This is a genomic window from Pyrococcus yayanosii CH1, assembly GCF_000215995.1.
Lineage (GTDB): Archaea > Methanobacteriota_B > Thermococci > Thermococcales > Thermococcaceae > Pyrococcus > Pyrococcus yayanosii.
The window spans coordinates 1,342,703-1,368,649 of record NC_015680.1; the positions used below are offsets into that span (position 1 = coordinate 1,342,703).

Below are 25,947 nucleotides of genomic sequence, written 5' to 3' on the forward strand. Positions count from 1 at the left end.
ATTAATATCAAAGAACACATTAACAGGCTGAAAACTTTCCGTGGTGGCGGCCATGCAAAGACGAAAAAATGGTTCGAACTTAGAACCTGAGAGATGGGTCACGGGACACAAAAATGGTCTCGCGACCCATTATGAAGAAGCGCCAGAAGAGAAGTTTCCAGCCAATGGGCTTGAGTTCTTCATGGAATTGTTCGGTAGGGCTATGGGAGCAGTGTTTAGAGAAATTGCAGGGCTCTATGGTAGCCCCGCCGGGATTCGAACCCGGGTCGCGGGATCCAAAGTCCCGCATGCTTGGCCGCTACACCACGGGGCTACATCCAAGAGATAATGCTAGAAAAGGGTTTAAAAAGGTTTAAGGCCACGAATAAATTACCATTTGTCAATATTCCCGAACACCATAGTCTATAGAAAATCTTAAATACAAGCTCGTCAGAATCGGGGCGAGGTGAAGCTATGCTCGGCGGTGGAGGTCTTGCCCTTGTAATCTTGGGACTGTTTCTCCTGTTGATGCTCCTCCTGAGTGTTAAGGTAATTCGGCCATACCAGAAAGGCCTCGTCGAGAGGTTAGGAAAGTTCAACAGGATTCTCGAGCCAGGCATCCATTTTATCATCCCTTTCATGGAACGCGTCAAGGTAGTGGACATGCGCGAGCACGTTGTCGATGTTCCACCCCAGGAGGTTATCTGTAAGGACAACGTCGTTGTTACCGTTGATGCCGTCGTCTACTACCAAGTAATCGACCCAATCAAGGCCGTTTACAACGTCAGCGACTTTCTGATAGCGATAGTCAAGCTGGCCCAAACTAACCTGAGGGCCATAATCGGCGAGATGGAGCTTGATGAAACGCTCAGCGGCAGGGACATAATCAATGCCCGCTTGAGAGAAGAGCTCGACAAGATAACAGACCGCTGGGGCGTCAAGATTACCCGCGTTGAGATACAGCGCATAGACCCGCCGAAGGATATACAGGAAGCCATGGCCAAGCAGATGACGGCTGAAAGAGAAAAGAGGGCAATGATACTTCTCGCGGAGGGTAAGAAGGAAGCTGCCATCAAGGAGGCGGAGGGTGAAAGGCAGGCGGCTATCCTTAGGGCCGAGGGTGAAAAGCAGAGGCAGATACTCATCGCCGAGGGTCAGGCCAAAGCCATAAGGAAGGTCCTCGAAGCCCTGAAAGAAGCGGACGAGAAGTACCTCACGCTTCAGTACATCGAGAAGCTGCCCGAGTTGGCCAAATACGGTAACCTCATAGTGCCCTATGACACCGAGGCTTTAATAGGCCTGCTAAGAATCCTCCAGAAGGTCAAGAACACCGAGCCTCTGAAGGGGGAAAAGACAACCGAAGGGGACAAAAGTTCAAGCAATGAGGACTTACAAAAGCTTAAAGACCTAATGGAGTAAAGCCTGAAGGGTGAGAACATGGATGGTCTTCCATACCTTCTTCTAATTTTGGGCCTCCTGATAATCGTTCTCGACATGGTAATCTCGGCATTCATAACCCCCATAGGAATAGCCTTCGCCGTATTGGGCCTTCTCATGATCTTCAACGTGCATTTCTATACCGCCTTCGTTGTCTCATTGATTGCTGCCGTCGTGGGTTACCTCGCCTTCGCGAGGCTCATTAAGAGGGAAACCTTGGATATAGGGAAAAAGAAGTATACCTTCGAGCTCAGGGGAAAAGTTGGGCTGGTCGTTAAGGTTGCAGAAGACCACTACCTAGTAGAGCTTGAGGGAGATAAGTGGATAGCTCTCAGCGACGATCCTCTAAGCGTCGGGGATGAGGTCATCGTTGTCGACGTTGACGGCGTGAAGCTCAGAGTGAAAAAACGGACTCCTCCAAAGGGATAACTTCCAGCGTCGTCTCGAAGGATGTCTCCGATGTATACACGAAGCCACACCTGTCGCAGACAAGGTAGTCTCCGGCGCTCCTAAGGGGCGCAAAACACACTGGACACTTATACTCTTCCCCTCTCAGCCTCTCAAAAACACCATCCAGCATCACGAGTATCTTTAAATCCTCTTCCCAATCCTCATGGAGCATTCCCCAGTAGGGGAGACTCACCGGAACGCCTTCTTCCAAGATTAAGGGGTTTATCCCGATGCTCCTGATGCCCGGGGGGAGCTTCTGGGCGGGCTCTATGCTCACGACATCCTGTTCGTAAAACTCAATGTGCTCTACCCTCACGGTCACGCCCCTCGATAGGCGAGACCTAAGGGGAAACAGCTGGAGGAAGAGAGCCTCCCTCTCAACGTTCCAGCTGGCAGTTAGGGCAACGCTCCCCTTCGTGTAGAAGAGCGTTACTGTGGAGTCATCGGAATTCTCTCCAGAAAAGGAGAAACCTAGCTTAGCAAGAGCTCTCCTTACGAAGCGGGGCTTGGGAAATCCTTTTTCTAATAGAGCTTCACCCAGCCATCCGGCGAGTGCCATGGAATAGCCTATGTAAGCCTGCCTCTGAATCCTTAGATAGGCCACGCTGGGAACAAGCTTCATCCCTACCTTCTTTATCCCCCGGGTATATACACCTTTCCCTCGATCCAAAGCCAGAGGAAGTAGACATATATCGCGAGGAGGACAACGGCAGTCTTCCTGCTAACCTGGTGATTCTTGAAGAGAGAGAATGTCAAGAGAGCCATAACGACGAGCGTAAAAGGCATAACCACAGAGAATATACTCTCATGAACAGGTAACGGCCTTATGATAGAGGCAACACCAATAACCATGAGCATGTCAAGGATATTTGCCCCCACAATGTTTCCGACGCTTACGTTTGGCACCTTCTTCAGGGTCGCCATAAGGGAGTTGGCGAATTCTGGAAGGGACGTTCCAATGGACACGAGTGTCACTCCTATGACGACCTCGGGAACGCCCAAGGCAATTGCAATCGTGACCGCACCCTTAACGACGAGCTTCGCTCCGGCGATTACCATAACGCCAGAAAGTAAGAGCACGAGAACATCCTTTTTAAAATCGCCGCTTCTCCCCGCACTAACATCCTCCAGCCTTACATGCTTTCTGTAGAGGTAGTACAGGAAGGCAGCGTACATGAGAACTAAGGAAAGCCCATCGAACCGGCTTATTACACCATCCCGCATGAGGAACCAGACGTAGAGAGTAACTATGAGCATTATCAGTGAGTTTTCTCCAGCTATTTTATCCACCTTAAGAGGCATTATAAGGGCAGATATAGCCAATATAAGAGCGATGTTGGCGAGGGCACTTCCTATGGCGTTTCCAAGGGCCACATCGGTGTTTCCTTGATACGATGACACAGCCGAGACCGTAACCTCAGGAAGCGTCGTAGCGATGCTGGCTAGGACAAGGGCTATCACGAACTCGCTGACGCCGAAGTTCTTCGCAACTCTCGTGGCAGCCTCAACGAAGATGTCACTTCCCTTGATGAGCAAGAGAAGGCCCACAATGAACATAAGCACCTCCGTCAGCAAGGCCTTTCCCCAGCCCAGTTTCAAGAACAATTCTTTTTAAATCTAACCCGATGCTGAAGGCAGCTGACTCCTCCCAGCCGTGAATTGCGGTGGTTCATCGGGCAGGTTACCACCATCAGACATGACCAGAAGCACTATCAAATGAGGCATGATCCCTAAACCCCGAGGTCCCTCAGGATAGACTCTATCTCCTTCAGATCTCTGTCCTTCTCCTCCTCTTCCTCGACCTTGACGCCCACGCTTGCAATGAGCTCCTGCACCTGCTTCTCAAGTCTCTTTAGTTCCTCAAACTGAAGCCTCAGCTTCTCGTAGAACTCCTTCTCTATGGGCGTCACAGGCACCGGCTGTTCTATAGCTTCTCCTACGCGGTCAAGAATTCCCACCAGCTCGTAAAGGGTGCGGTGAATCTTGATGAAGCTCTTTTCAGGTCCGAGTTCCTTCCCACCCTCCTCCATTGGAAGCTTTAATCTCTTGACACCAACTATTACAGAGGTCAAAGAAGAGTATATCTCCTCTTTGGGCGCCGCTATAACGGCGAGCTTTCTGAGGTCTTTGAGCAGGGACACAAGGTTTTCCCTCAGCTTTTCAAACTCTTCCCGGCCTTTTCCGGTCAGCACATAGACCTTCCCAATATCCCTAAGGGAGAGGAGCCCCCTCTTTGCTTGGTAGAGGCCATCCCGAATCTTCTCGGGAGGCAGGTCTATCGCAATCGTCAGGAGATCCAGGAACTCCCGAAGTTCTTCATCCTTCCGCCTCTCTATCACGGTCTCGAGCTTTTCAATTTCCTCTTCAAGCTCAGATAGTACTTCCTGCTTTAGCTCTTCCTTGACTTCCTTTTTAACATCTTCAAAGACCGAATTAAGTTCGTTAATCCTCTTATCAAGCTCACTTATCTTTGGGACGACGTTTTCAAGCCCAAGTAATTTACCCCTTAGTTCCTTAAGTTCCTTGTCAAGGGATGACAATTTGTCCTGAAGCCCCTTAAGTTTCCATGAGAACACATCCTCAAGGGCGTCTTTCTCTTTTCTTTCCTCCTTACTCAGCCTTTTCTCAAACTTTCTGAGCTCCTCCTGAACCCATTCTCTAACCTTCCCAACATCCTTCCTATATTCCTCAACTAAGTCTCTTAATTCGAAATATCTTCCAGTAACTTTGTTAACGATTGTATGGACATAGTAGGCCAAGACAACACCAACAACGATGGCCAAGATTATTGAAATTACCTCGAGGGACATCTCTCTGAAATTCAGCTCGAATATATTTAAATGTGACGTAAGGAATTAAAAAAGATTAGCATCAAATGCTCTCTCCAAGCAGCTTGTCGAGATCAAGCATTATAAGAAGCCTCTCGCCGTTGTTTATTTTTGCTATGCCTTTAATAAACCTCATGTCCACCTTGGAAGCCAACGTCTTGGGGGGCTGTTCTATCTGGTCCTCCGTGAGGGTTAATACGTCCGAAACGGCATCCACGATAACTCCCACTATTTCTCCATTAACTTCGGCAATTATTATTTTCTTGTTCTCAAGATCACCCTCATCATAATACCCCAGCAGCTTCTTCAGATTTACAACGGTTGTTATCTGACCTCTAAGGTTTATGACACCCTCGACAAAGTCCGGAGCATTTGGCACCCTTGTTATTGGCATCATGTCCTTTATTTCCCTGACTTTGGATATTTCAAGGCAGAATTCCTCATTTCCCAACCTAAAGGCGACAACCTGAACCTCTGTCATACACCATCACCTCACGAAACTTTACCAAGATATTCGAGCACCCGGTTTAGTATTACCTCAGTCCGGGAGATTTTATCCCTAATGGTCTCGGCAAGAGATATAGCCCCACGGACCTTCTCAACAAGATCCATGGCAAACTCTATAGTTTCTGACATATTTTGGGAAATTGAGTCAATATTTTCCACGAGCATTTGAACGGAGTTGGCCTGATCTTCTATACCCTCTGAAAGCTCCTTAACCATTGTAGCTGTTTCATTTGCTCTCCTTGCTATATCGTCAAACGCTGCTATGAGTTCCTGTATTGCCTCCCTGACCTCTTGGGTAGCATTAGTGTTCTCCCGTATGGAATCTATAACTTTATTTATGTTTTCCTGCATATCCCTAATAAGATTCCCAATTTGCTCTGCGGACGCCCTCGAGCGATCTGCAAGTTCTCTTATGTTTTCAGCTACAACTGCAAATCCTTTACCAGCTTCTCCTGCCCTAGCAGCCTCTATAGCGGCATTCAAAGCAAGAAGGTTAGTCTGACCCGCTATTGTAGTGATAACATCGACTATTTCATCAATCCTTTTTGAATATTCTGCCAAGATATTAATGGCATCTTCCATGCCCTTACTGACCTCGCTAATTCTGGACACTTTTAAAGCAGCATTGTCCGAGATCTCCCGTCCCTTTTCTGCCACTGAGGCAGATTCTAGAGCAAATTCAGCCAATTGTTGTGCCTGAACATTCATTTCTTCTATACCTGCAGAAAGAGTCTGAATGTAATCATTGAGTTCAGCGACCTTGCTCTTCTCCCTCTCTAAGAGATTAATGAGGTTGTCGGCGTTTTTAAGTTCCTCAATGTTAATACTTTCGAAATCCGCCTCAATACTCTCTACAAGTTTTTTACCTTCCTCCAAATGAGCTCTAACTTCTTCAACACTATTCCTAATCCCAGAGGACGCAGGTACAGGCGTTTTAGTATCTTTTCCAACTCTTTCTATCATCCTTGAAAGTCTTTCGAGAATTCCTCTATCTATGAGTGGCAAATCAACTGGAACCTCGGGACTTTTCCCCTCGACGAGCTCGCGAATATATTTCATGACTATGTTGTATAGACTAGCCCTTTTAGTCTCTCCTTTTCTTAAGAGAGGAATTAGAATTGCCACTCCACAAGCGACACCTAGCAGAAGAGAATATTGAGCTAGAAAAGCTGCAAGTATGGGGGATGCAATTGTCCACACGTTTTTCTTCAACGTTGACCCCTCCCCCAGATTCTTGCCAAGATAATCGGGTGCGTGATTGGACAAAGTTTAATTTAATTTTCGTGTTATTATGTTAAACTCATTCAGGATTAAAAAGTTTTCGTTAGCCAAAATACCCCTCTACATAAAACGCATGTGCTCATTTTAAGATGTAAAAACCTACAAAGGCACCTACACAATCAGCTACATACAAAATATTTTTATTGAAGATTAGCAATTATTGTATAATGGACAAGAGTTCGGATTAAATTATTAGATATACCCTAACCAAAGACCTAACTAAAGAGGGAGGTCCAATGGAGGAGGAAAAAGCTTTCCAGCTCATCAAGGCCGAAATATTCAAACGTTTAGGTGCCAAGATGGACGCATATAAGGATTCCTACTTACGTAGAAGAATAAGGGCCAGAATGAGAAAGCTCGGCATAGCTAGCTACGTGGAATACTACCAGCTATTGAAGAAAAGCAAAGAGGAGTTTGAAGAATTGCTACTCACGATTGCCATAAACGTAACGGAGTTCTTCAGGGATCCCATAGTATGGAAAACATTTCAAAAGAAAGTAATTCCCGAATTAGTGGATTTTAAAAGGAAGCATCATCAAAGCAGCATAAAGGTGTGGAGCGCCGCTTGCTCAACCGGTCAAGAACCTTATTCCATTGCAATGAGTTTTTACGAAGTCCTAGGCCCTAACCTTGATGGTTTCAGGGTTTCAATATTGGCTACGGACATAGATAGAGAAGCCCTGCATGTTGCCATGAGGGGAGAATATCCTGAGGACGCCGTCGAAAAGCAGGTTCCCAAGCACATGATTCCCAAGTACTTCGTCAAAGTCAATGAGAGATATAGAATCAAACCTGAGATTCGAAAACTCGTAAACTTCCGCTGGTTTAACCTCCTCAGCTCCAAATATCCAGTTGGTTTCGATGTGATATTTATTCGCAATGTGCTGATATACATGAACCGAGAAGCCCAGGAGGAGATATTTATGAAGCTCTATGAATCTCTCGAAGACCATGGCTACCTAATCTTGGGCAAAACCGAAACGATACTGGGCAAGTCCGCTCATCTATTCAAACTTTATGACCTTGTCGCAAGGATATATAAAAAGAACCTGGAGGTGAAGGGGTATGGCAAGAATATTGGTGGTTGATGATGCAGCTTTTATGAGAATGCTCCTAAAGAAGATACTGACCCAGGCCGGCCACCAGGTGGTTGGAGAAGCCAGCAATGGAAAGGAAGCAGTTGAAAAATACAAACAACTTAAGCCAGACCTTGTGACGATGGACATAGTCATGCCAGAGATGGACGGCATAACGGCTGTCAAGGAGATCATGAAAATAGACCCAAACGCCAAGATAATCATGATAACTGCAGTCGGACAAGAGGCCAAAGTTATGGAGGCTCTAAAAAGCGGCGCCAAAGGCTATATAGTCAAGCCTTTCCAGGCACCCAAAGTCATTGAGGAAGTCAACAGGGTTCTCTCCTCTTAAATTAAAATTTTATTCGGTGGTGGCCCTAATGCCCCTAGGGCAGCGGAAAATTAGGGTCCTCGTGGTTGATGATTCAGCCTTCATGAGAAAAATCCTTCGAGATATAATAAACTCCGATCCTGAGCTGGAGGTCTGCTGCGAGGCCCGAGATGGCATAGAGGCTATAGAAATGGTTAGACAACACCGACCAGACGTCATAACACTTGACGTAGAAATGCCCAGAATGAACGGCCTCGATGCCTTGAGGGTCATCATGAACAAATATCCAACCCCCGTCATAATGATAAGCGCCCTAACACAGGAGGGAGCTGAGGCCACGATTAAGGCCCTTGAATATGGGGCCATAGACTTCATTCCCAAGCCCTCCTCCTCAATCTCAATAAACATGAAAGAAATGAAAGATGAAATAATCGCCAAGATAAAGGAGGCCGCCCGCGTTCCAAGGAGGTTTCTTGAGCTAAAGCGAGTTAGGCTTCTTCGCGTCCAGAAGGCCAAGAGAATGAAACCCTCAGTTCCAGCTAGGGTCGCAGTAGCCATAGCGGCTTCAACTGGTGGCCCCCAATCACTTCTCAAGATATTCCCCAAGTTCCCCGAGAATCTAAAGGCTGGTATCCTTCTCGTCCAGCACATGCCGCCCGGCTTCACCCGCTCCTTCGCCAAGAGGCTCGATAATGTCTCCAAAATAGATGTCAAGGAGGCCGAAGAGGGGGACGTTGTGGAGGAAGGAAAGGCCTATGTGGCCCCCGGCGATTACCACATGGAAGTGACCCTGAGGAATGGTAAGCCTGTTATAACTCTCAATAAGAAGCCTAAGATACACGGCGTCAGACCAGCGGCAGATCCTATGATGATATCCGCGGCCAATGTTTTTGGTAGGAAGACCGTGGGGGTAGTGATGACGGGTATGGGGCGCGACGGAGCCCAGGGAATAGTTGCCATCAAGAAGAAAGGTGGGATAACGATAGCACAGGACAAAGAAACCTCTATAATCTTCGGGATGCCCAAGGCCGCGATAGAGACCGGTATGGTTGACTATATTGTTCCTCTAGATAAAATCCCAGAGACCGTGGTCACGGCAGTCGAGAAGGTGTGGCGAGGGGGTGGAGGCGGTGGAAGACCTTTCTCAATATCTCGATGAATTCCTTGCGGATGCGAGAGAGAGAATAGACAGCCTCAGCAACGCAATACTTACCTTGGAGAAGCTCGTGAAGGAGGGAGGTAGTGAAGAAGAGAAAATGGAGGTAATAAACCAGATATTCAGGGATGCCCACACCCTCAAGGGCACCGCGGCCACGATGGGCTTCATGAAGCTTAGCGAGACCGCCCATAAGATGGAGAACCTATTTGACGCCATAAGAAACGGCCTCGTCGAGCCGACACCTGAGGTCGTTGACCTCGTCTTGGAGTTCCTCGACGCCATAGAGGCTATGGTGGATAACATAGAAGAGACTCAGAGCGAAGGAGACATTGACGTCTCAGAACTCTTCGCCAGGGCAGACGAGCTTATGGGCGAGGGCAAATCCAAGAAGGAGGAAAAACCAGCAGTCGAGGAAAAGAAAGAAGAGAAAGAGGAAACCAAGGAAAAAGCCACTGCTCCAGCTGTAGAAGGCGGAAAGACGTTTCACATAAAGGTCTACTTCGGCAAGGACGCTCAGCTGAGGGGTGTAAGAGCATTTCTCATCCTTTCGGACCTTGAGGAAATAGGAGAAGTCGTGTGGACGAACCCGGATAGAAAAATCATAGAGGATGGTAACGCAAACCAAGATGTTGTGGAGTTCAAGGTAGTCACGGAGGCCAGCAAGGAGGAAATTGAAAAGTTAGTTAGGCGGCATCCCGAGGTCGAAAAAGTTGAAATCATTGAGGAGCGCATCTCTGAAGAGGAAAAGCTCGAAGGGACCCTCCAAAGATATTACCGGATAAAAGTCCAATTCCAAAAGGATGCACCACTTAAGGGACCTAGAGGTTTCCTTGTACTTCAGGATCTCAGAGAAATAGGTGAGATTGTCGAGACAAAGCCGAGCATTCAGGAAATAGAGGAGGGCAAACTCATAGATGACACTTATTTTGAGGTTGTCCTTAGAACTGACAAGGGTGAAGAGGAGATAAAAAGCGTCATAAGCAAGCACCCAGATATTGTGAACATACTTATAACCCCAGAGGAAATTACTGAAAAGAAATCGAAAGAGAAAAAAGAAGAGAAGCTTAAAGCTCCAGAACCCCCGAAAAAGCCCTCCCCAATAGAGACTCCTAAGGTAAAGGTCTCCAGGATGATAAAGATAGATGTATCCCACCTCGATAAGCTGATGAACCTCGTAGGAGAGCTTGTAATAAACAAAGGCCGTCTCGAGCAAATAGCTGAGCGCCTTGGAGATAGGGAACTTATCGAGACGCTCTCAACTCTATCAAGGCTTCTCACAGAGCTCCAAGACGAAATTATGGAGATGCGCCTCACGCCTATCGCCGAGGTCTTCAACAAGTTCCCGAGAATGGTCCGCGAGCTCGCGAGGAAGATGGGTAAGGAAGTCGAGTTCGTTATGGAAGGTGGTGAGATAGAAGTTGATAGGACCATTCTGGAGAAGCTTGGAGACGCTCTCGTCCACCTCCTGAGGAACGCCATAGACCATGGAATAGAGCCACCTGAGGAGAGGGAGAGGCTCGGCAAGCCGAGAGCCGGAAGAGTTGAGTTGATAGCTAGAAGGGAGAGAAACCACGTCGAGATAATTGTGAGAGATGATGGTAGGGGTATAGATCCCGAGAAGGTTAAGAGGAAGGCCATAGAGAGGGGCCTAATAACCCCCGAGGAGGCCGCCAGCCTGAGCGATGAGGAGGCAATCAACTTAATATTCCTACCCGGCTTCAGCACGGCTGAGAAGATTACGGACGTTTCGGGAAGAGGCGTTGGAATGGACGTCGTTAAGGACGTCGTCAAGTCAATGAACGGTTCTATATCCGTGTACACTGAGGTAGGGAAGGGCACGACATTCATTCTCAAGCTCCCCATAAGCATGGCAATCATCCAGGCTCTTCTCATCAGGGTCGCCAACGAAATCTACGCTATACCTATCAACAACATCCTTGAGACCATTGAGATCGACCCTAAGATACTGAAGACGATAGGCGGAAAGGAGGTCATAGTACTCAGGGGCGAGATAATACCTGTCATTATGCTCCATGAGCTCTTCGGCCTACCTATACCAAAGGCCAAGAGCTTCCCAGCCATAATAGTGGATTATGGAGCCCAGAAAGTTGCCATAGGCGTTGACGAATTGCTCCACAAGAGGGACATAGTCATCAAGAGCCTCGGCAAGTTCCTCTCCAACATCAGGGGATTCGCAGGAGCCACTATACTTGGAGACGGAAGTGTCGTTCTGATAATTGACATTGGAGGCCTCCTTGGAGGTGGATACCATGGCTGAAAACTATGAAGACTACATCAAAAACCTAGATGAGTTCGCAAAGAGTGCCCTCCTCGAGACCTTTAACATAGGAGCCTCCCATGCCGCCACCGCTTTGAGTCAGATGACGGGCAAGGAAGTCAATATCACCGTTCCAAATCTCAAGATAGTCGAGATAAAGCACGTACCAGAGGTCATTGGGGAAGATGTCAAGGTGACAGTTTACATCGAGCTGGGAAAAGACTTCAGCGGTCATGCTTTCTTCATAGCCGATTTTGATGATGTCCTCAGGATGTTCGATGTCCTTATGGGCAATCCACCAGGGACAACGCAAGAAATTGATGACATGGTAAAGTCATCCTTTATGGAGGTTGCAAACATTTTGATATCGGCCTTTGCCAATGCTCTGAGCGAGTTTCTGGGCATAACCATAGAACAGAGCCCCCCGAATATTGCCATTGACTTCCTTCCCGCTATCCTCGATTTTGCCCTTGCTGATATTGGCCAATACTGCGACTATACGATAGTCCTTGAGACTGAAATAACGATAAGTGGCGTTGAGTTCGAGGAACATTTCATAATATTTCCAAAACCAGATGACATGAGGAAAATACTTGAAAAATTATTGGGGGGATTGGCATGAAGAAGTCAGAATGGTACAAAGACATATTCAAGGAAGCGTCCAATATAGCGGTCTCCCACGCTCTAACAGCTCTCTCTCAAATGATAGGTGGACCAATAGACATGGAAGCCCCTGAAGTCGAGATAGTACCGAGGGTCGAGTTCCTCAAGATGCTTGCCAAAAAAGGCGTCTCCAACAGCTTTACGGTGATGTTCGACATAACCGAGGGGCTCTCAGGCCTGACAATACTACAGTTCCCAAAGACCAGTGCCCTTAACCTCTCAGCGGTCCTCCTGGGCATGGAGCCAGGCTCAGTGCAGGAACTCGACGAAATGGCCAAATCGGCAATCATGGAGGTTGGCAACATCCTGATATCGGTTTACACGGACATCCTAGCTAATCTCATAGGCGAACAGGTATCCTTGAGCCCACCAAAGCCAGCCGAGTCTCTCTATGATATAGAGAAGGAGCTCAGCAAGCCTAGTCTCAGAAATGTGGAAAGCGTCATAATATTCAAGTCAAGATTTCGCAAAGAGGATGTTGGTGTAGAAAGTTACTTCTACATCGTTCCAACGCCTGAATCCTTCACAAAGATAGTCAAACGCCTCGAGAGCCAGGTTACTGAGTGAGGCGAGCTATATGGCTAAGGAAATCAAGGTTGGCATTGGAGACTACGCCGTGGGAAAGCGAGAGGGGATAATTAGCACCTATGGATTAGGGAGCTGTGTGGGCATAACTTTGTATGATAGGGTTACGAAAGTTGGTGGATTGCTCCATGCACTCCTCCCAGAGGCCGCTAGATATGGGGGCAGGGGAAACCCAGCGAAGTACGTTGACACGGGACTCCAGCTCCTACTTAGGGACGTGCTGAAACTTGGAGCATCCAAGAGTCGGCTTGAAGCGAAGCTTTTCGGGGGAGCTCACATGTTCGAGAACATCAAGAGTCGAGAACTACAAATAGGCATGAGGAACGTGGAGGTTGCAAAAAGGGAGCTAAAAAAACTGGGAATACGCCTGGTGGCAGAGGACACGGGAGGAAAAGGTGGTAGAACAATATATCTTGATTTAGCTACTGGGAAGGTTAAAATGAGAAAGGTTTCAGGCGGACGAGTTACCGAAGTCGTGTATTAGGGGGGAGGCCTATGGAGTTCAGACGGAAGGTCGTGTTGATGATATTGCTGGCGGTCGTAATTTCAACGGCAACATTAGCAGGGACCACACTCTACTCTCTAAAAAAGATGCAGGGCCTTCTGCAGGAGCGCTTGGAAGCTCCAGCCATAGAGGTGGGGGGATATATGGCTATGAGCGCTGCGGAACTTGGGGCGAAAATGCTCGACAACTACTTTAAGCATATAGCAAACTATGGAAAGACGGCCCTGGACGCCGTTCAAGAAGCCTATGAACGAGGCCTTGACTTGGACAAGGAAAAAATGAAGGCGTTCCTTCTAGAGAGGTTCGCGAAAATCAAGGCACTGGACGAGAACGTGGCCTTCATATACTTCGGCGATGAGGAAGGCAATATGTTTATATATCCAGACGAGCCCTTGCCCGAGGGCTACGACCCGAGGGTTAGACCCTGGTACATAGCGGCGAAGGAGAAGAATGGGCCGGTGTATACCGAGCCTTATCAGGACGCTTCTACGGGCAAGTGGGTAATAACTTATTCAGAGCCTGTTTACGTGAACGGTGAGTTCAAGGGCGTCATTGGTATTGACGTGTTCGTTTCAACGCTCATACAGGATATCGAGCAAATTGAGCTTGGTAAGACCGGCTATCTTGTCGTGATAAACCAGGACGGTCTCGTTTTAATACACCCAAAGGAGGAGCTCGTGAATAAATTGAACATCTTCGAGGTTCCAGAGCTCAAGGACCTTGCGGCCGAGCTCAAGAAAGACAAGGACAAGGGTTATGTAGTCTACACGTTCGAGGGAGCAAAGGAAATTGGAGGATACAAAAGAATGGAAACGACTGGCTGGATAGTCCTAGCTATCGTGCCAGTAGATGATGTTGCCGAACCTCTCGTCACTGCAAAAGAAGCCGTTAGGAGCGAGACTGCCAAGATGGTGTATCAGGGCCTCCTTATATCAGTTATAGTCGCCGGTGCCGTTATGGTCGTGATGTACAGGCTGACGAACTCACTCCTCGCCCCGCTTGAGAATCTCAAGAAGGCTGCACAGGCCCTTGCTGAAGGCAGGCTAAGGGAGGTCACCGAATACGTTAGGAGGATAAGGTACCTTGAAAACGACGAGATTGGAGCCCTTATAAAGGCTTTCGAGGCCGTGTCTAAGGACGTTGTCGGTACCTTGAATGCCATAAGCCAGAAGCTCGAACGCCTTGCCCAAGGGGACCTCACCAACGGCCTAAACGTCGAGGCAAAGGGAGAGCTTAAGGATATAATAGATGACCTAAAGTCGGTAACCCGGAAGCTCAAGGAGACCATAGGGTCTCTTATTGATATGACGAACGAACTCGACAAGAAAGCCACAGTTCTCGCCCAGATATCCAAGGACGTCACGGAGGCTATCAACCAGGTGAACGAGGCAATCCAGCAAGTCAGCACCGAGGCCCAGAGGCAGCAGGAAACCATCAACGAGATAACCGAGGGCATGAGGATGGTGGCCCAGGTCAGCGAGGAGAGTGTCCGTGCCATGGACGAGTTCGAGGGGGCTGTCAATGAAGTTGTTAGCATAGCCAACGAAGGCAGCCAGAAGGGTGATGAGGCCCTCAAGAGGATAGCCGATATTCAGAATATGATGGCCAGGATTGAGGAAACCGTTAGCAAGGTCGCCGAGATGAGCAGGAACATAGAGGAAATTACAAACGTAATCACAAACATAGCCGAGCAGACAAATCTTTTGGCATTAAACGCCGCCATAGAGGCCGCCAGAGCTGGTGAGGCCGGCAGGGGCTTCGCGGTGGTTGCGCAGGAGATTAGGAAGCTCGCCGAGGAGAGCAAACAAGCTGCAGACAACATAAAGAGCATCATAGACAAGATAACAGATGAGATCAGACAGGCCGTTAATGCCACGAAAACCGGCGTTAGCGTCATTGGAGAGTCTTCAGAGACACTCAGGGACACAATCAGCTATCTTGGCAATATAGCAGAGCTCCTTCAGGAGACAAGCATGAGGATGGGTGAAGTTAAGTCCCAGATAGTCAAGACGCAAGAGGAAGTCGAGAACGCTCTTAAGGCCCTTGAGAATCTGGCCGCCTCCGCGGAGCAGACGACGGCGAGTGCCGAAGAGGTCAGCTCGGCCATGGAGGAGCAGACCGCCGCCATAGAAGAGCTCCAGAGGGCTACCAACGACCTCAAGAGCTTGGTGGAGAATCTCCGGAATATCATTAGCAGGTTCCGTGTGTGACCCCTTAACTTCTTTTTACGGAGGTGAGAAGAATGGACATAATTACAATGCTGGTGGTCGTGGTTGCGGTAATAGCTGGGGCAATTATTTCAGCGTGGATAGCATCAAACGCTATGGGAAGGTACGTAAGGGAGCTAGAAACCTTCATGGCGACGAAGGCACCGGAACCTCAGCCCATTAAGAGGAGAGAGGAGCCTAAAGGCTCCACAAAAGGAGAGATAAACCAGAAAAAGGAGCTCGGAGGAATCAATGAGGAGGAAATCATAAAGAAGCTCAGGCAGGTAATCGATGAGAAGGTACAGAACGTCCTCGACGAGGCCAAGAGGAAGAAAGAGAGGCTACTAATGCTCCTCGATGTAGCCAGAGGGTATGCTTTAGGGTTTATAACGGAGGAAGAGTACAATGCCTTCCTCATGAAGATACTTGGAGAGCTCGATGAATTTAAGAGGCTATGGCTCGCCCGCTTCCCCTCCCAGAGTGATAAGGAGAAGCTCAACCAGGCCATAGCTTACGTTGCAAGGACAAAGCTGCCCATAGAGCTCAGGAGCAAGGATAAGGAACCTATTAGACTCTCCCCCGATGAGGCTCTCATAAGGATGACGTCCAGCATAAACAGCGCTCTTTCGATACTCGATGAGCTTATAAAGAGTAGGGGTGAGAACCCAGCCGTAACGCCTCTTGAGATTAAACTCAGTCAAGAAGTTGAGAAGCTCAGGAAGAAAGTCGAGAACCTTGAAAAGAGAATTCAAGAACTTGAAGCCCTCTAAAGGGTTTTCAAGGGGGAACAGCGATGCCTATAGCAGAGGTCAGGGTGAAAGCCGCGATACAGACCTCGTGGAGGACCCTGAGTAAGGCCAGCTGGAGGGATGCGATAGCTCAACTTGAAAGCGATAGGCTCGTTCTAAAATATATTAAGATGGGTGAGGTCGTTGGAGAGGATACCTTTCCCTTCTCAGCGCTTACAGACATAGCCGTTCAAATCCCCGATGACATGAAGCTTAACCCAGAGAAAGACCACTTTGGTATGAAATTTTATTTCCCGACCCGTGGTGAAGTTTTGCTAATCTTAACGATAGAGGAAAATCTACTTATTTACGACGAAAAGAAGTTCAAGGAATTCACCCATAAGGTTTTTGAGACCCTCATAAATGGAAAGCCCGCAATGGTTCAGGTGGCGAGAATAGTGGGTGGTGCTATAAATATGGAGTCCACGTGGCAGCAGGGATGGTTGAGGGTTGTGACCGTCAAATCCGCCCGCACCCAGCGCAAGGAAAGGAGCATAATTGTAATCACAGAAGAAAAAAAGCCCGTGTCAATATTCTCAGACATAGAGGACATAGAGATAGAGGAGGTTGAAATGAACGGCAAGAAAGTTAGGGCATGGAAGATAAGACACTTCTACATCGATCAGAGCGTAACGTCTTACCTCTACATTCCTGACAAGCAGACACAACTCTTCGTGCTAAGGTACCTGCTAACCTATGTGCCAAACTACCTGGAGTTCATTATGAAAATTTCCGATGAGTTTCCAACACTAAAGGCTGAATTCCAGGAAGTTATAGAGAGGGAGCTAAAGGAGCTTGAAGCCCTCGACGATACAGAGAAGCAGATACTTGTGGCCCTGTACTCTGGCATTAATCCTCTCGAACTGCACCAGTTCTTGGGCGTCAGCGAGAAGGAGATAGAAGAGATCTATGACCGCATGATAGACAAAGGGTTGCTAAAAATCATCATGATAAGGAAGGTCGTCGACCTGACGTCCGAAGGCAGAAAGATAGTTAACAAGCTTCTAAAGTACGGCCTTGTATCAATGTGAACTTTTTCCAATTCTCCAGATGACAGCTATGACCATCGAGTTCACGTTCGTTCCCGTGGGCCCCGTGAAGAGCAGGGCTCCAACGACCTTAAGGGCTCTGTATGCGTTGTGTTTCGCTAGAACTTCCTCAATCCGAAGGCCTACCGCCTCCAGCCGCTTGAGCGTCTCCCAGTCCACAATGCCACCAGCCGCGTCCGTTGGGCCATCCGTCCCGTCGGTGTCGAAGGCAACGACTACAACGCCCTTCAGCCCCGCGATTTTCCGGGCTATGCTCAAGGCGAGCTCCTGGTTGGGGCCACCCATTCCAGCATCTCCAGTTATCGTGACAGTTGTCTCGCCACCCGCTATCAGGACGGCGGGCTTTCTGAAGGGGTCTTCCTCCCAATAGGCCCTCTGGACTATGGCCCCCAAAATAAGGCCCGCGTCCTTGGCCTCTCCCTCCATCGTCGTTGTGAGAATGTAAGGGTTGAAGCCCAGCTCCCTGGCTTTAGCCGCGACGGCCTCGCAGGCAATTGAGTTGCTTGCTATGAGGAAGTTATGGACATTTGGAAGGTCTTCCTTCAGGGTCTCCTCGGCCTCTCCCCTCAGCCCCCTCTCTATGTGTGCCTTCACGCTCTCGGGCACCTTGGCCCAGAGGCCGTAGAGCCTTAGGACCCTGTGAGCGTCTTCGAAGGTTGTTGGATCCTTCACCGTGGGGCCAGAGGCTATGGCCTCGAGGTCGTCCCCAACAACGTCAGAAATTATCAGGGCCACCAGGGTTCCTTTAACCCGCTTTGCAAGCTTGCCTCCCTTTACCTTCGATATGTGCTTCCTGACGGTATTTATCTCGTGTATCCTCGCCCCGCTCTTGAGGAGAAGGTCGTTCGTTTTCTTGATGTCTTCAAGCGTTATGCCGTCCTCAGGGAGCTCGAAGAGAGCTGAGCCACCTCCGGATATCAACACCAAGAGGATGTCCTTTGACCCAACGCGCTCAACTAGCCTCAAGCCCTCCTCGGCTCCCCGAATGGAGTTCTCGTCCGGTATCGGATGCCCCGCCTCGATGACCTTGATCCTCCGCAGAGGCCGCCCGTACCCATATTTTGTTACGGCAATGCCACTCGCTATTCCCTCACCAAGGACATCCTCCACAGCCCTCGCCATCTCGCAGGCCGCCTTTCCGAAGGCGAGAACGTAAATCCTGCCCCTAACCCCGAAAACCTTTCCCTGGACGATTATCTTCCCATCCTCGATACGCAAAGCCCTCTTTACGGCTAGGTAAGGATCAGCGGCCCTTATTGCTTCTCTAACGAGAGTTAGGGCGACATCTCGGGGATTCATCTTCCCCACCTCAGTCGACAAAGGCCCTCCCGCCTATCAACTCCCTTATCTCTCTCGTGGCCTCGTCATAGGCCCTCTTGAAGGTGATCCTCCACATTCCCCCAACTTCTTCTATGTCCTCTATCTTTATGTTCAGGCCGAGCCTTTCGAAGTGGGTGACCATCTTATAAGCAGTCTCTATCCTCTTAACCCTGATCCTGAAAACCTCGGCTATCTCATCGCCCTGCTCAACGTCCCATATCGACTCTACGAAAGGTTCGAGAAGGGCCTTTCCCAAATTCCTCGCTAGTTCCTCAAACCTCTCCCCTTTAATCCTCCTCTCGGCCACGTAGAAGGCGAGCCTCATTATTCTGCTCATGAAATAGCCGGGGGGAAGCTCGAAGAAGACCTTCGCTCCTATCTTCACGTCATTCACATTGGCAAAGGGCGTTACGTACTTGACGACCCTCTTCATGTCGGGGCTCTTCATCACAACCCCTTCCCTTCCTTCCCTACTCAGCCTCTCGATGAGGTCGTAGAGATCCTCTATCCTATCGACCGTGTAGAGGCCAAAAACCTTGACGTGAGGGATGCCGTACTCCTCCGCAAGCTTTAGCCGCTCCTGGACTGGCAAGCTTTTGCCTGTTCCCTTCTCCTGGATGTCAAAAAGGAAGAATCTGATATCCTCCTCAACGTAGGGCGGCCCCTCGACGAGGTAGGGGCTCTCGGGCCCAGCCATCTCACCGACGAGGACGAGGTGTGGATAATCTTTGAAAAACTCCTCTGGCACGAAGTCCAATATCCTCTCCGTCGTGAAGGGGCAGACAAAGCCGCCCCTCGTTATCGCAAGAACTCTATCGCTAACTAAGGCGACACGAACGTTATAACCATCCACCTTCTCCTCCACATAAAAGGGCGTTCTCTTGAATATCCTCATCACGCCAGCCCTTAGGCTTACTACCCTCTTGATATGTGGGAACCCGAGGATGACGTTGGCCTCGTCGAATACCACCGTCCCCCGCCTAAGGCCCCGCGCAGAATCTTTAAAGCGGAGGTACCTTATGCCATCGAACTCCTCCTCAGTTATTCCCCCCTTAGCCTCAAGGACCTCTATCCTATCTTCAGGGAGACCAAGTCTCATGAGGATTTCCTTAAAGTGCGAACTAACCATGCTTCCACCCTAACTAGTTTGAACCTAGGAGTTAATAATGGTTTGGCCAGAGAAAGTATTTAACGCACAGAACAGAGGCACTAACATGCTAAGACCAATTCCAAAAGATGACTTTGTCAGGAGGTTCAGACTCAAAGCGAGCCTCAGAGCTCTGGAAAGGGTTAGAAAGACCATAGGAGAGAGAGCCTATCAGAGGCTTAGGGATCTCGTTGTCTTTAGGCTTGAAGGCAGGGAATTCGAGATAGATAAAGTGGGCGAAAAGATCGTTGTAGCCTACTCCGGTGGAAGCGACAGTACCGCTACTCTAAAAATACTGAGGTGGGCTGGTTTTGAGGTAATCCCCGTTATGGCAAGGCTTCCTCAGCTCAGGGAGCCGGTAGTTTTGAAGGCAACGATGGAAGGAGCAATTCTTGTTGATGTTCCGGGCTACATGGAGGAGATGAAGAGGCTTATAGAGAAGAGGGCCCCCATATGCGGAAGGTGCCATTCAATGGTCATGAAAGCCGTCGAGAGTTACGCGCTGGATAACGGCATAAAGATAGTGGCCAGCGGAGACCTGTTGAGCTTCGGGAGTGCCTCCATCTACGAAAAAGGCTCCATTATCGTTCTGAACCTCCCAGCGTTCTTGACCCTCACGAAGGCTGAGGCAATAAAGATCCTCGGGCGGAAGTACGCACTCGGCTTCGGATGCCCACTCTGGAGATCGGCCACGAAGAGAGCCCCAATACTGAAGAGATTCGGCATCCAGAGGATTTTGAGGGAGCTAAGGGCGGGAGCCCTTACGGAGGATATGGCCAAAGTTCTCATAATGGACGTTCTAAGGGCTTAAACGAAGCGGGCAGGCCTGAGCGTCCTTACGGTTATCTCCTTTCCTATGGTTACCCGGAAGCCCTCCTTAGCAACGTAGGTCTTCACGCCAGTAACTGTCTCTATGAATTTTGCCTCCTTGTAGGGGTTAGCGAAATGCATCTTCATGCCAGCGTGGGTCATGAGTAGGATCTCGGGCTTCTCCTTCATGTCCTTGAGCATGTAAACTATATCCTCGGTGCAGAGGTGGTATGGAATCCTCATGTCCCTCGGCCTCGTGACGGCAGCTATAAGAACCCTAGCGCCCGAGTGCCACTTCTTGAGCTCGTCGAAGTACTGGGTATCCGGGATGTAGGATACGTCACCGAACCGGGTCTTCAGGCGAAAGCCGATCGTCGTTGGATCACTATGGATGGAGGGCGTTATTATCATCTCATCCTCGCCGATACGAAACCTATCGCCGGGGTTGGGGGCGTGAACCTCTTCGAGAGCGTCAAGATGGTATTTGCTCACGGCAGGTGTATGGTCCTCGTCCCCGTAGACTACGCTCCTCGACCCTATCAGGACACCCCTCTTCTTCGTCACCCCCATTGTCATGCCCTCAACCATAACCTCAGCGTCGTTGCAGTGGTCCGTGTGCCTGTGGGATATGAACAGCACGTCTATTTTTCTGGGATCTATCTTATAGCGCCAAGCCCTCACGAGAGCCCCGGGCCCGGGATCCACGTATATGTTCTTGCTGGTCCTGATGAAGAAACCTCCCGTCGCCCTCGCTTGCGTTATCGTAACGAACCTGCCTCCCCCACCACCGAGGAAAGTTATCTCTATCAATTCAACACCTCCCCGCCTTTTTCCAATGGCCGGATATATAAAGGTTGGGAGCGGGCAAAGGTTAATTTAGGAAGGGGCATTAGGTAAAGGGGGAGTCCCCATGATACTTGACGCTGACTACATAACCGAAAACGGAAAACCCGTTGTGAGGATTTTCAAGAAGGAAAACGGCGAGTTCAAGGTAGAATACGACCGCTCTTTTAGGCCCTACATCTACGCCCTTCTGAGGGACGACTCCGCCATAGAGGATATCAAAAAAATCACGGCGGAGAGGCACGGAAAAGTCGTGAGGGTCGTGGAAGCCGAGAAGGTAAGGAAGAAGTTCCTCGGCCGCCCCATCGAGGTCTGGAAGCTTTACTTCGAGCATCCTCAGGACGTTCCGGCGATAAGGGAGAAGATAAGGGAGCATCCTGCCGTTATCGACATCTTTGAGTACGACATACCTTTCGCCAAGCGCTACCTCATCGACAAAGGGCTCATACCGATGGAAGGAAACGAAGAGCTGAAGCTTTTGGCCTTCGACATCGAGACACTCTATCACGAGGGGGACGAGTTCGGGAGCGGCCCGATAATAATGATCAGTTACGCGGACGAGAAAGGTGCCAAGGTGATAACTTGGAAGGGGGTTGACCTTCCCTACGTCGAGGTCGTCTCGAGCGAGAGGGAGATGATAAAGAGGTTCCTCCGCGTGATAAGGGAAAAGGACCCCGACGTCATTATAACGTACAATGGCGATAACTTTGACTTTCCCTACCTCCTGAAGAGAGCAGAAAAGCTCGGGATGAAGCTTCCAATCGGCAGGGACGGTAGCGAGCCCAAGATGCAGAGGATGGGAGACGGGTTCGCCGTTGAGGTGAAGGGGAGGATACACTTCGACATATATCCCGTCATCAGGAGAACGATAAATCTACCAACTTACACACTCGAGGCCGTTTACGAGGCGGTCTTTGGAAGGCCTAAGGAGAAAGTCTATCCCAATGAGATAGCGAGGGCATGGGAAAACTGTAAAGGCTTAGAAAGGGTCGCCAAATACTCCATGGAAGATGCCAAGGTAACCTACGAGCTCGGGAGGGAGTTCTTCCCTATGGAGGCCCAGCTGGCAAGGCTCGTAGGTCAGCCTGTCTGGGATGTCTCCCGCTCCTCGACAGGCAACCTCGTCGAGTGGTTCCTCCTGAGAAAAGCGTATGAAAGGAACGAGCTGGCACCAAACAGGCCGGATGAGAGGGAATACGAGAGGAGGCTGAGGGAGAGCTACGAAGGTGGCTATGTGAAGGAGCCAGAAAAGGGGTTGTGGGAGGGGATAATTTACCTGGATTTTAGGAGTCTATATCCATCCATCATAATAACCCACAACATATCTCCGGACACACTGAACAAGGAGGGATGCAATAGCTACGATGTTGCCCCTAAGGTTGGGCACCGCTTCTGTAAGGACTTCCCTGGTTTCATACCCAGCCTCCTTGGACAACTGCTGGATGAAAGGCAGAAGATTAAGCGCAAGATGAAAGCCACGATAGACCCAATAGAGAGGAAGCTCCTCGATTACAGGCAGCGGGCCATCAAGATACTCGCCAACAGCCTGCTTCCAGATGAATTTATCCCCATACTCGAAAACGGTAAACTCAAACTGGTTCGCATAGGGGAATTTGTTGATTCACTAATGGAGACCAATTCGGAGTTGGTGAATAGGAACGGCGACACAGAAGTTCTTGAAGTTGAGGGAATCAAAGCCTTATCCTTTGACAGAGTGTCAAAGAAAGCACGCACGATGCCCGTAAAGGCGGTGATTAGGCACAGCTATTCCGGGGACGTTTACGAAGTAGTACTCAGCTCAGGGAGGAGGATACGGGTAACAGGAGGTCACAGCCTTTTCGCGTACAGGAACGGTGAACTCGTGGAGATAACCGGTGGAGAAGTTAAACCCGGGGATCTTCTGGCGGTGCCGAAGAGAGTAAACCTCCCCGAAAGGAAAGAACGGCTAAACATAGTTGAACTGCTCCTTGAACTTCCGGAAGAGGAAACAAAGGACATCGTCATGACGATTCCTGTGAAAGGCAGAAAGAACTTCTTCAAGGGAATGCTGAGAACCCTCCGCTGGATTTTTGGGGAAGAAAAAAGGCTAAGGACAGCCAGACGCTACCTGGAGCACCTTGAAAGGCTTGGCTACGTGAAGCTTAGGAAAATCGGCTACGAGGTCATTGATGAAGAGGGACTCGAAAGTTACAAGAAACTGTATGAAAAGCTCGTCCAAACGGTTCGCTACAACGGCAACAGGAGGGAATACATAGTTGATTTCAACGCCATCCGCGACGTTATCCACACGATGCCCGAGGAGGAGCTTAAGGAGTGGCTGATTGGAACCAGAAACGGGTTCAGGATGAGACCGTTCATAGATGTTAACAGGGACTTTGCGAAGCTCCTCGGCTATTACGTGAGCGAGGGTTATGCCAGAAAGCAGAGAAACAAGAAGAACGGATGGAGCTACTCGGTTAAGCTTTACAACGAAGACGGGAGCGTTCTCGATGACATAGAAAGGCTGGCATCGAAATTCTTTGGAAGGACGAGGCGTGGAAAGAACTACGTTGAGATTCCGAGGAAGATGGCTTACGTAATATTCAAGGGACTCTGCGGTGTTTTGGCCGAGAACAAAAGAGTCCCGGATGTTATTTTCACCTCCCCCAAAAACGTACGCTGGGCCTTCCTTGAGGGCTACTTTATCGGCGACGGCGACGTTCACTTGGGCAAGAGGGTTCGGCTCTCCACTAAGAGCGAGCTTTTGGTAAATGGCCTCGTCCTGCTCCTCAACTCGCTTGGCGTCTCCGCCATAAAGATCCGCCACGATAGTGGGGTTTACAGGGTCTACGTGAACGAGGAACTGCCGTTTGTAGAATATCGGAAGAAAAAGAACGCCTACTATTCTCACGTTATCCCCAAGGAAATACTCAAAGAAACCTTCGGAAAGGTCTTCCAGAAAAATATGAGCCATGAAAAGTTCAGGGAGCTGGTTGAGAGCGGGAAGCTTGACGAAGAGAGGGCCAAGAGAATAGAGTGGCTTCTTGATGGGGACATAGTTCTTGACAGAGTTGTTGATGTTAAAAGGGAACGCTATGATGGCTACGTCTACGACCTGAGTGTTGAAGGTGATGAGAACTTCCTGGCCGGCTTTGGGCTCCTCTACGCCCACAACAGCTATTATGGCTATTATGGTTATGCGAAGGCCAGGTGGTACTGCAAGGAGTGCGCCGAGAGCGTTACCGCATGGGGGAGAGAGTACATCGAGCTGGTTAGTAGAGAGCTTGAGAAGAGGGGCTTTAAAGTCCTCTACATAGACACCGACGGGCTCTACGCCACAATACCGGGAAGCAGGGAATGGGACAAGATAAAGGAGAGAGCCTTAGAATTTGTGAAGTACATAAACGCCAGGCTCCCAGGCCTATTGGAGCTCGAATACGAGGGCTTCTACAAGAGGGGATTCTTTGTTACGAAGAAGAAGTACGCCCTGATAGATGAAGAAGGAAAAATAATAACGAGGGGTTTGGAAATAGTTAGGAGGGATTGGAGCGAGATAGCGAAAGAAACTCAAGCGAGGGTTCTTGAGGCAATACTGAAGGAAGGTAACCTAGAAAAGGCCGTGAAAATCGTTAAAGAGGTTACAGAAAAGCTTAGCAAGTACGAAGTTCCCCCGGAAAAGCTGGTTATCTACGAGCAGATAACCCGCGACCTGAAAGATTACAAGGCAGTGGGCCCGCACGTTGCCGTGGCAAAGAGACTCGCAGCCAGAGGCATAAAGGTAAGGCCCGGCATGGTCATAGGTTACCTCGTCCTGAGGGGGGATGGACCAATAAGTAGGAGGGCAATCCCCGCGGAGGAGTTTGATCCAAGCAGGCACAAGTACGATGCAGAATACTACATAGAGAACCAGGTTCTCCCAGCTGTCCTGAGAATTCTCGAGGCATTTGGGTACCGAAAGGAGGATTTGCGCTACCAGAAGACGAGGCAGGCAGGCTTAGATGCTTGGCTGAAAAGGAAAGCATCACTTTGAAATTATCTCCAGCACTTCCAGAATGCCTTCCACACTCGATACTTCAAAACCCCTCTCGTGAATCCTCCTTACCTTTTTGGCCTCTGGATTTATCCAGACGGCCCACATGCCCGCCTTCAAAGCTCCTTCAAAGTCCTCGGCATACGTGTCCCCTATATGGATGGCCTCCCTAGGTTTCACGTTAAATGCCTTCAGCGGCTTCTCGAACATCTCAACCATCGGCTTGTAAGCAGAAACCTCGTCCGCAAAGAAAGTCCTATCTATGAACTCCATCAGGCCGAAGCGCTCCAACAAGAGGCGCGTGTAGGAGCCAGGCCAGAACATGACGTTCCCGAGCACGACAACCTTGAGGCCTCTCCCCTTGACGCCCTCCAGCGCCTCCCTAGCACCCGACAGGACGATACTTTCAACGCTCAGCACGGCCCTAGCCGCGGCCCTTTTTACTAGCTCGACGTCTACCCCGAGGAGCTCCGCGAGAATCTCCTGGCTCTCCTCCAATGTCCTCTTTGGATTGCCCCCTTCCCGAGCCCTCAGGACTTTTATCCTATTTCTAGCCTCCATAACGGCCTCAACGACATCAACGACGCATTTACCTGCTACCTTAGCTAGCTCGAAGGAGAACTCTTCCAACATTGCATTGAGGTCGAGAAGTGTATTCCAGACGTCGAAGGATACGAGCTTCATCCCACCACCCC

23 protein-coding genes and 1 tRNA gene are annotated in these 25,947 nt (G+C 49.5%); 14 read left to right on the forward strand and 10 right to left on the reverse strand.

The genetic code is table 11. The features are described 5' to 3' along the window. Positions 1-237: 237 nt before the first annotated feature. Positions 238-313: transfer RNA gene (locus PYCH_RS07510), tRNA-Gln, on the reverse strand. A 140-nt stretch (positions 314-453) separates the two neighbouring features. On the opposite strand from PYCH_RS07510, the gene PYCH_RS07515 reads away from it, so the two are divergent. Together PYCH_RS07515 and PYCH_RS07520 are read left to right on the forward strand one after the other, a co-directional pair. After that, complete coding sequence (locus PYCH_RS07515; protein ID WP_013906257.1) at positions 454-1,398, forward strand: SPFH domain-containing protein; 945 nt, start codon at positions 454-456, stop codon at positions 1,396-1,398. An 18-nt stretch (positions 1,399-1,416) separates the two neighbouring features. Beyond that, a complete protein-coding gene (locus tag PYCH_RS07520) occupies positions 1,417-1,845 on the forward strand; it encodes an NfeD family protein (RefSeq protein WP_013906258.1) in 429 nt (142 codons plus the stop codon). On the opposite strand, the gene PYCH_RS07525 is transcribed toward PYCH_RS07520, so the two are convergent. The 5 genes from PYCH_RS07525 to PYCH_RS07545 form a co-directional block, all read right to left on the reverse strand. Then, positions 1,811-2,488, reverse strand: a complete 678-nt coding sequence (locus PYCH_RS07525) for a hypothetical protein (RefSeq protein WP_013906259.1) — start codon at positions 2,486-2,488, stop codon at positions 1,811-1,813. The genes PYCH_RS07520 and PYCH_RS07525 overlap by 35 nt on opposite strands. Positions 2,489-2,499: 11 nt before the next feature. Next, positions 2,500-3,423: a sodium:calcium antiporter gene (locus PYCH_RS07530; RefSeq protein ID WP_013906260.1), complete on the reverse strand. Its 924-nt coding sequence runs from the start codon at positions 3,421-3,423 to the stop codon at positions 2,500-2,502. Positions 3,424-3,596: 173 nt separating this feature from the next. Further along, entirely contained in the window at positions 3,597-4,676 is a 1,080-nt protein-coding gene (locus PYCH_RS07535) for a hypothetical protein (protein WP_013906261.1), read from the reverse strand. Between the two features lie 61 nt (positions 4,677-4,737). Further along, entirely contained in the window at positions 4,738-5,175 is a 438-nt protein-coding gene (locus PYCH_RS07540) for a chemotaxis protein CheW (RefSeq protein ID WP_013906262.1), read from the reverse strand. A gap of 11 nt (positions 5,176-5,186) precedes the next feature. Next, the gene (locus PYCH_RS07545; protein ID WP_013906263.1) at positions 5,187-6,413 is read right to left on the reverse strand and encodes a methyl-accepting chemotaxis protein; all 1,227 of its coding nucleotides are present in this window, start codon (positions 6,411-6,413) and stop codon (positions 5,187-5,189) included. Positions 6,414-6,718: 305 nt separating this feature from the next. Here PYCH_RS07545 and PYCH_RS07550 point away from each other — a divergent pair, with 305 nt between their 5' ends. The 10 genes from PYCH_RS07550 to PYCH_RS07595 are packed head-to-tail and all read left to right on the forward strand — an operon-like array spanning position 6,719 to position 17,105. Beyond that, on the forward strand, positions 6,719-7,570 hold the full coding sequence (locus PYCH_RS07550) for a CheR family methyltransferase (RefSeq protein ID WP_013906264.1): 852 nt from the start codon (positions 6,719-6,721) through the stop codon (positions 7,568-7,570). Further along, a complete protein-coding gene (locus PYCH_RS07555; RefSeq protein WP_013906265.1) occupies positions 7,548-7,910 on the forward strand; it encodes a response regulator in 363 nt (120 codons plus the stop codon). Before PYCH_RS07550 ends, PYCH_RS07555 begins: the two co-directional genes overlap by 23 nt. A 28-nt stretch (positions 7,911-7,938) precedes the next feature. After that, positions 7,939-9,048 carry a protein-glutamate methylesterase/protein-glutamine glutaminase gene (locus PYCH_RS07560; RefSeq protein ID WP_013906266.1) on the forward strand — a complete coding sequence of 370 codons (1,110 nt, stop codon included), beginning with the start codon at positions 7,939-7,941 and terminating at the stop codon, positions 9,046-9,048. Further along, complete coding sequence (locus tag PYCH_RS07565; RefSeq protein ID WP_013906267.1) at positions 9,020-11,326, forward strand: chemotaxis protein CheA; 2,307 nt, start codon at positions 9,020-9,022, stop codon at positions 11,324-11,326. The genes PYCH_RS07560 and PYCH_RS07565 overlap by 29 nt, the downstream gene beginning before the upstream one ends. Next, the gene (locus PYCH_RS07570) at positions 11,319-11,948 is read left to right on the forward strand and encodes a chemotaxis protein CheC (RefSeq protein WP_013906268.1); all 630 of its coding nucleotides are present in this window, start codon (positions 11,319-11,321) and stop codon (positions 11,946-11,948) included. Before PYCH_RS07565 ends, PYCH_RS07570 begins: the two co-directional genes overlap by 8 nt. Further along, entirely contained in the window at positions 11,945-12,556 is a 612-nt protein-coding gene (locus tag PYCH_RS07575; protein ID WP_013906269.1) for a chemotaxis protein CheC, read from the forward strand. The genes PYCH_RS07570 and PYCH_RS07575 overlap by 4 nt, the downstream gene beginning before the upstream one ends. Positions 12,557-12,566: 10 nt before the next feature. After that, positions 12,567-13,058 carry a chemotaxis protein CheD gene (locus tag PYCH_RS07580; RefSeq protein WP_013906270.1) on the forward strand — a complete coding sequence of 164 codons (492 nt, stop codon included), beginning with the start codon at positions 12,567-12,569 and terminating at the stop codon, positions 13,056-13,058. A gap of 11 nt (positions 13,059-13,069) precedes the next feature. Continuing rightward, positions 13,070-15,289: a methyl-accepting chemotaxis protein gene (locus PYCH_RS07585; protein ID WP_013906271.1), complete on the forward strand. Its 2,220-nt coding sequence runs from the start codon at positions 13,070-13,072 to the stop codon at positions 15,287-15,289. A gap of 32 nt (positions 15,290-15,321) precedes the next feature. Continuing rightward, complete coding sequence (locus tag PYCH_RS07590; protein WP_013906272.1) at positions 15,322-16,056, forward strand: hypothetical protein; 735 nt, start codon at positions 15,322-15,324, stop codon at positions 16,054-16,056. 23 nt (positions 16,057-16,079) lie between these two features. Further along, complete coding sequence (locus tag PYCH_RS07595) at positions 16,080-17,105, forward strand: CheF family chemotaxis protein (protein WP_013906273.1); 1,026 nt, start codon at positions 16,080-16,082, stop codon at positions 17,103-17,105. On the opposite strand, the gene PYCH_RS07600 is transcribed toward PYCH_RS07595, so the two are convergent. Together PYCH_RS07600 and PYCH_RS07605 are read right to left on the reverse strand one after the other, a co-directional pair. Next, positions 17,097-18,422 carry a glycerate kinase type-2 family protein gene (locus tag PYCH_RS07600; protein ID WP_013906274.1) on the reverse strand — a complete coding sequence of 442 codons (1,326 nt, stop codon included), beginning with the start codon at positions 18,420-18,422 and terminating at the stop codon, positions 17,097-17,099. The two genes, PYCH_RS07595 and PYCH_RS07600, sit on opposite strands and share 9 nt — an antisense overlap. Before the next feature lie 10 nt (positions 18,423-18,432). Then, complete coding sequence (locus PYCH_RS07605; RefSeq protein ID WP_013906275.1) at positions 18,433-19,572, reverse strand: RNA ligase; 1,140 nt, start codon at positions 19,570-19,572, stop codon at positions 18,433-18,435. Positions 19,573-19,657: 85 nt separating this feature from the next. Here PYCH_RS07605 and PYCH_RS07610 point away from each other — a divergent pair, with 85 nt between their 5' ends. Beyond that, on the forward strand, positions 19,658-20,401 hold the full coding sequence (locus tag PYCH_RS07610; RefSeq protein WP_048058403.1) for an ATPase: 744 nt from the start codon (positions 19,658-19,660) through the stop codon (positions 20,399-20,401). Here the strand turns inward: PYCH_RS07610 and PYCH_RS07615 are convergent. Further along, entirely contained in the window at positions 20,398-21,210 is an 813-nt protein-coding gene (locus PYCH_RS07615) for an MBL fold metallo-hydrolase (protein WP_013906277.1), read from the reverse strand. The two genes, PYCH_RS07610 and PYCH_RS07615, sit on opposite strands and share 4 nt — an antisense overlap. A gap of 100 nt (positions 21,211-21,310) precedes the next feature. On the opposite strand from PYCH_RS07615, the gene PYCH_RS07620 reads away from it, so the two are divergent. Then, a complete protein-coding gene (locus PYCH_RS07620; protein ID WP_013906278.1) occupies positions 21,311-25,252 on the forward strand; it encodes a DNA polymerase domain-containing protein in 3,942 nt (1,313 codons plus the stop codon). On the opposite strand, the gene PYCH_RS07625 is transcribed toward PYCH_RS07620, so the two are convergent. Next, the gene (locus tag PYCH_RS07625; RefSeq protein ID WP_013906279.1) at positions 25,244-25,936 is read right to left on the reverse strand and encodes an HAD family hydrolase; all 693 of its coding nucleotides are present in this window, start codon (positions 25,934-25,936) and stop codon (positions 25,244-25,246) included. The genes PYCH_RS07620 and PYCH_RS07625 overlap by 9 nt on opposite strands. Positions 25,937-25,947: the final 11 nt, after the last annotated feature.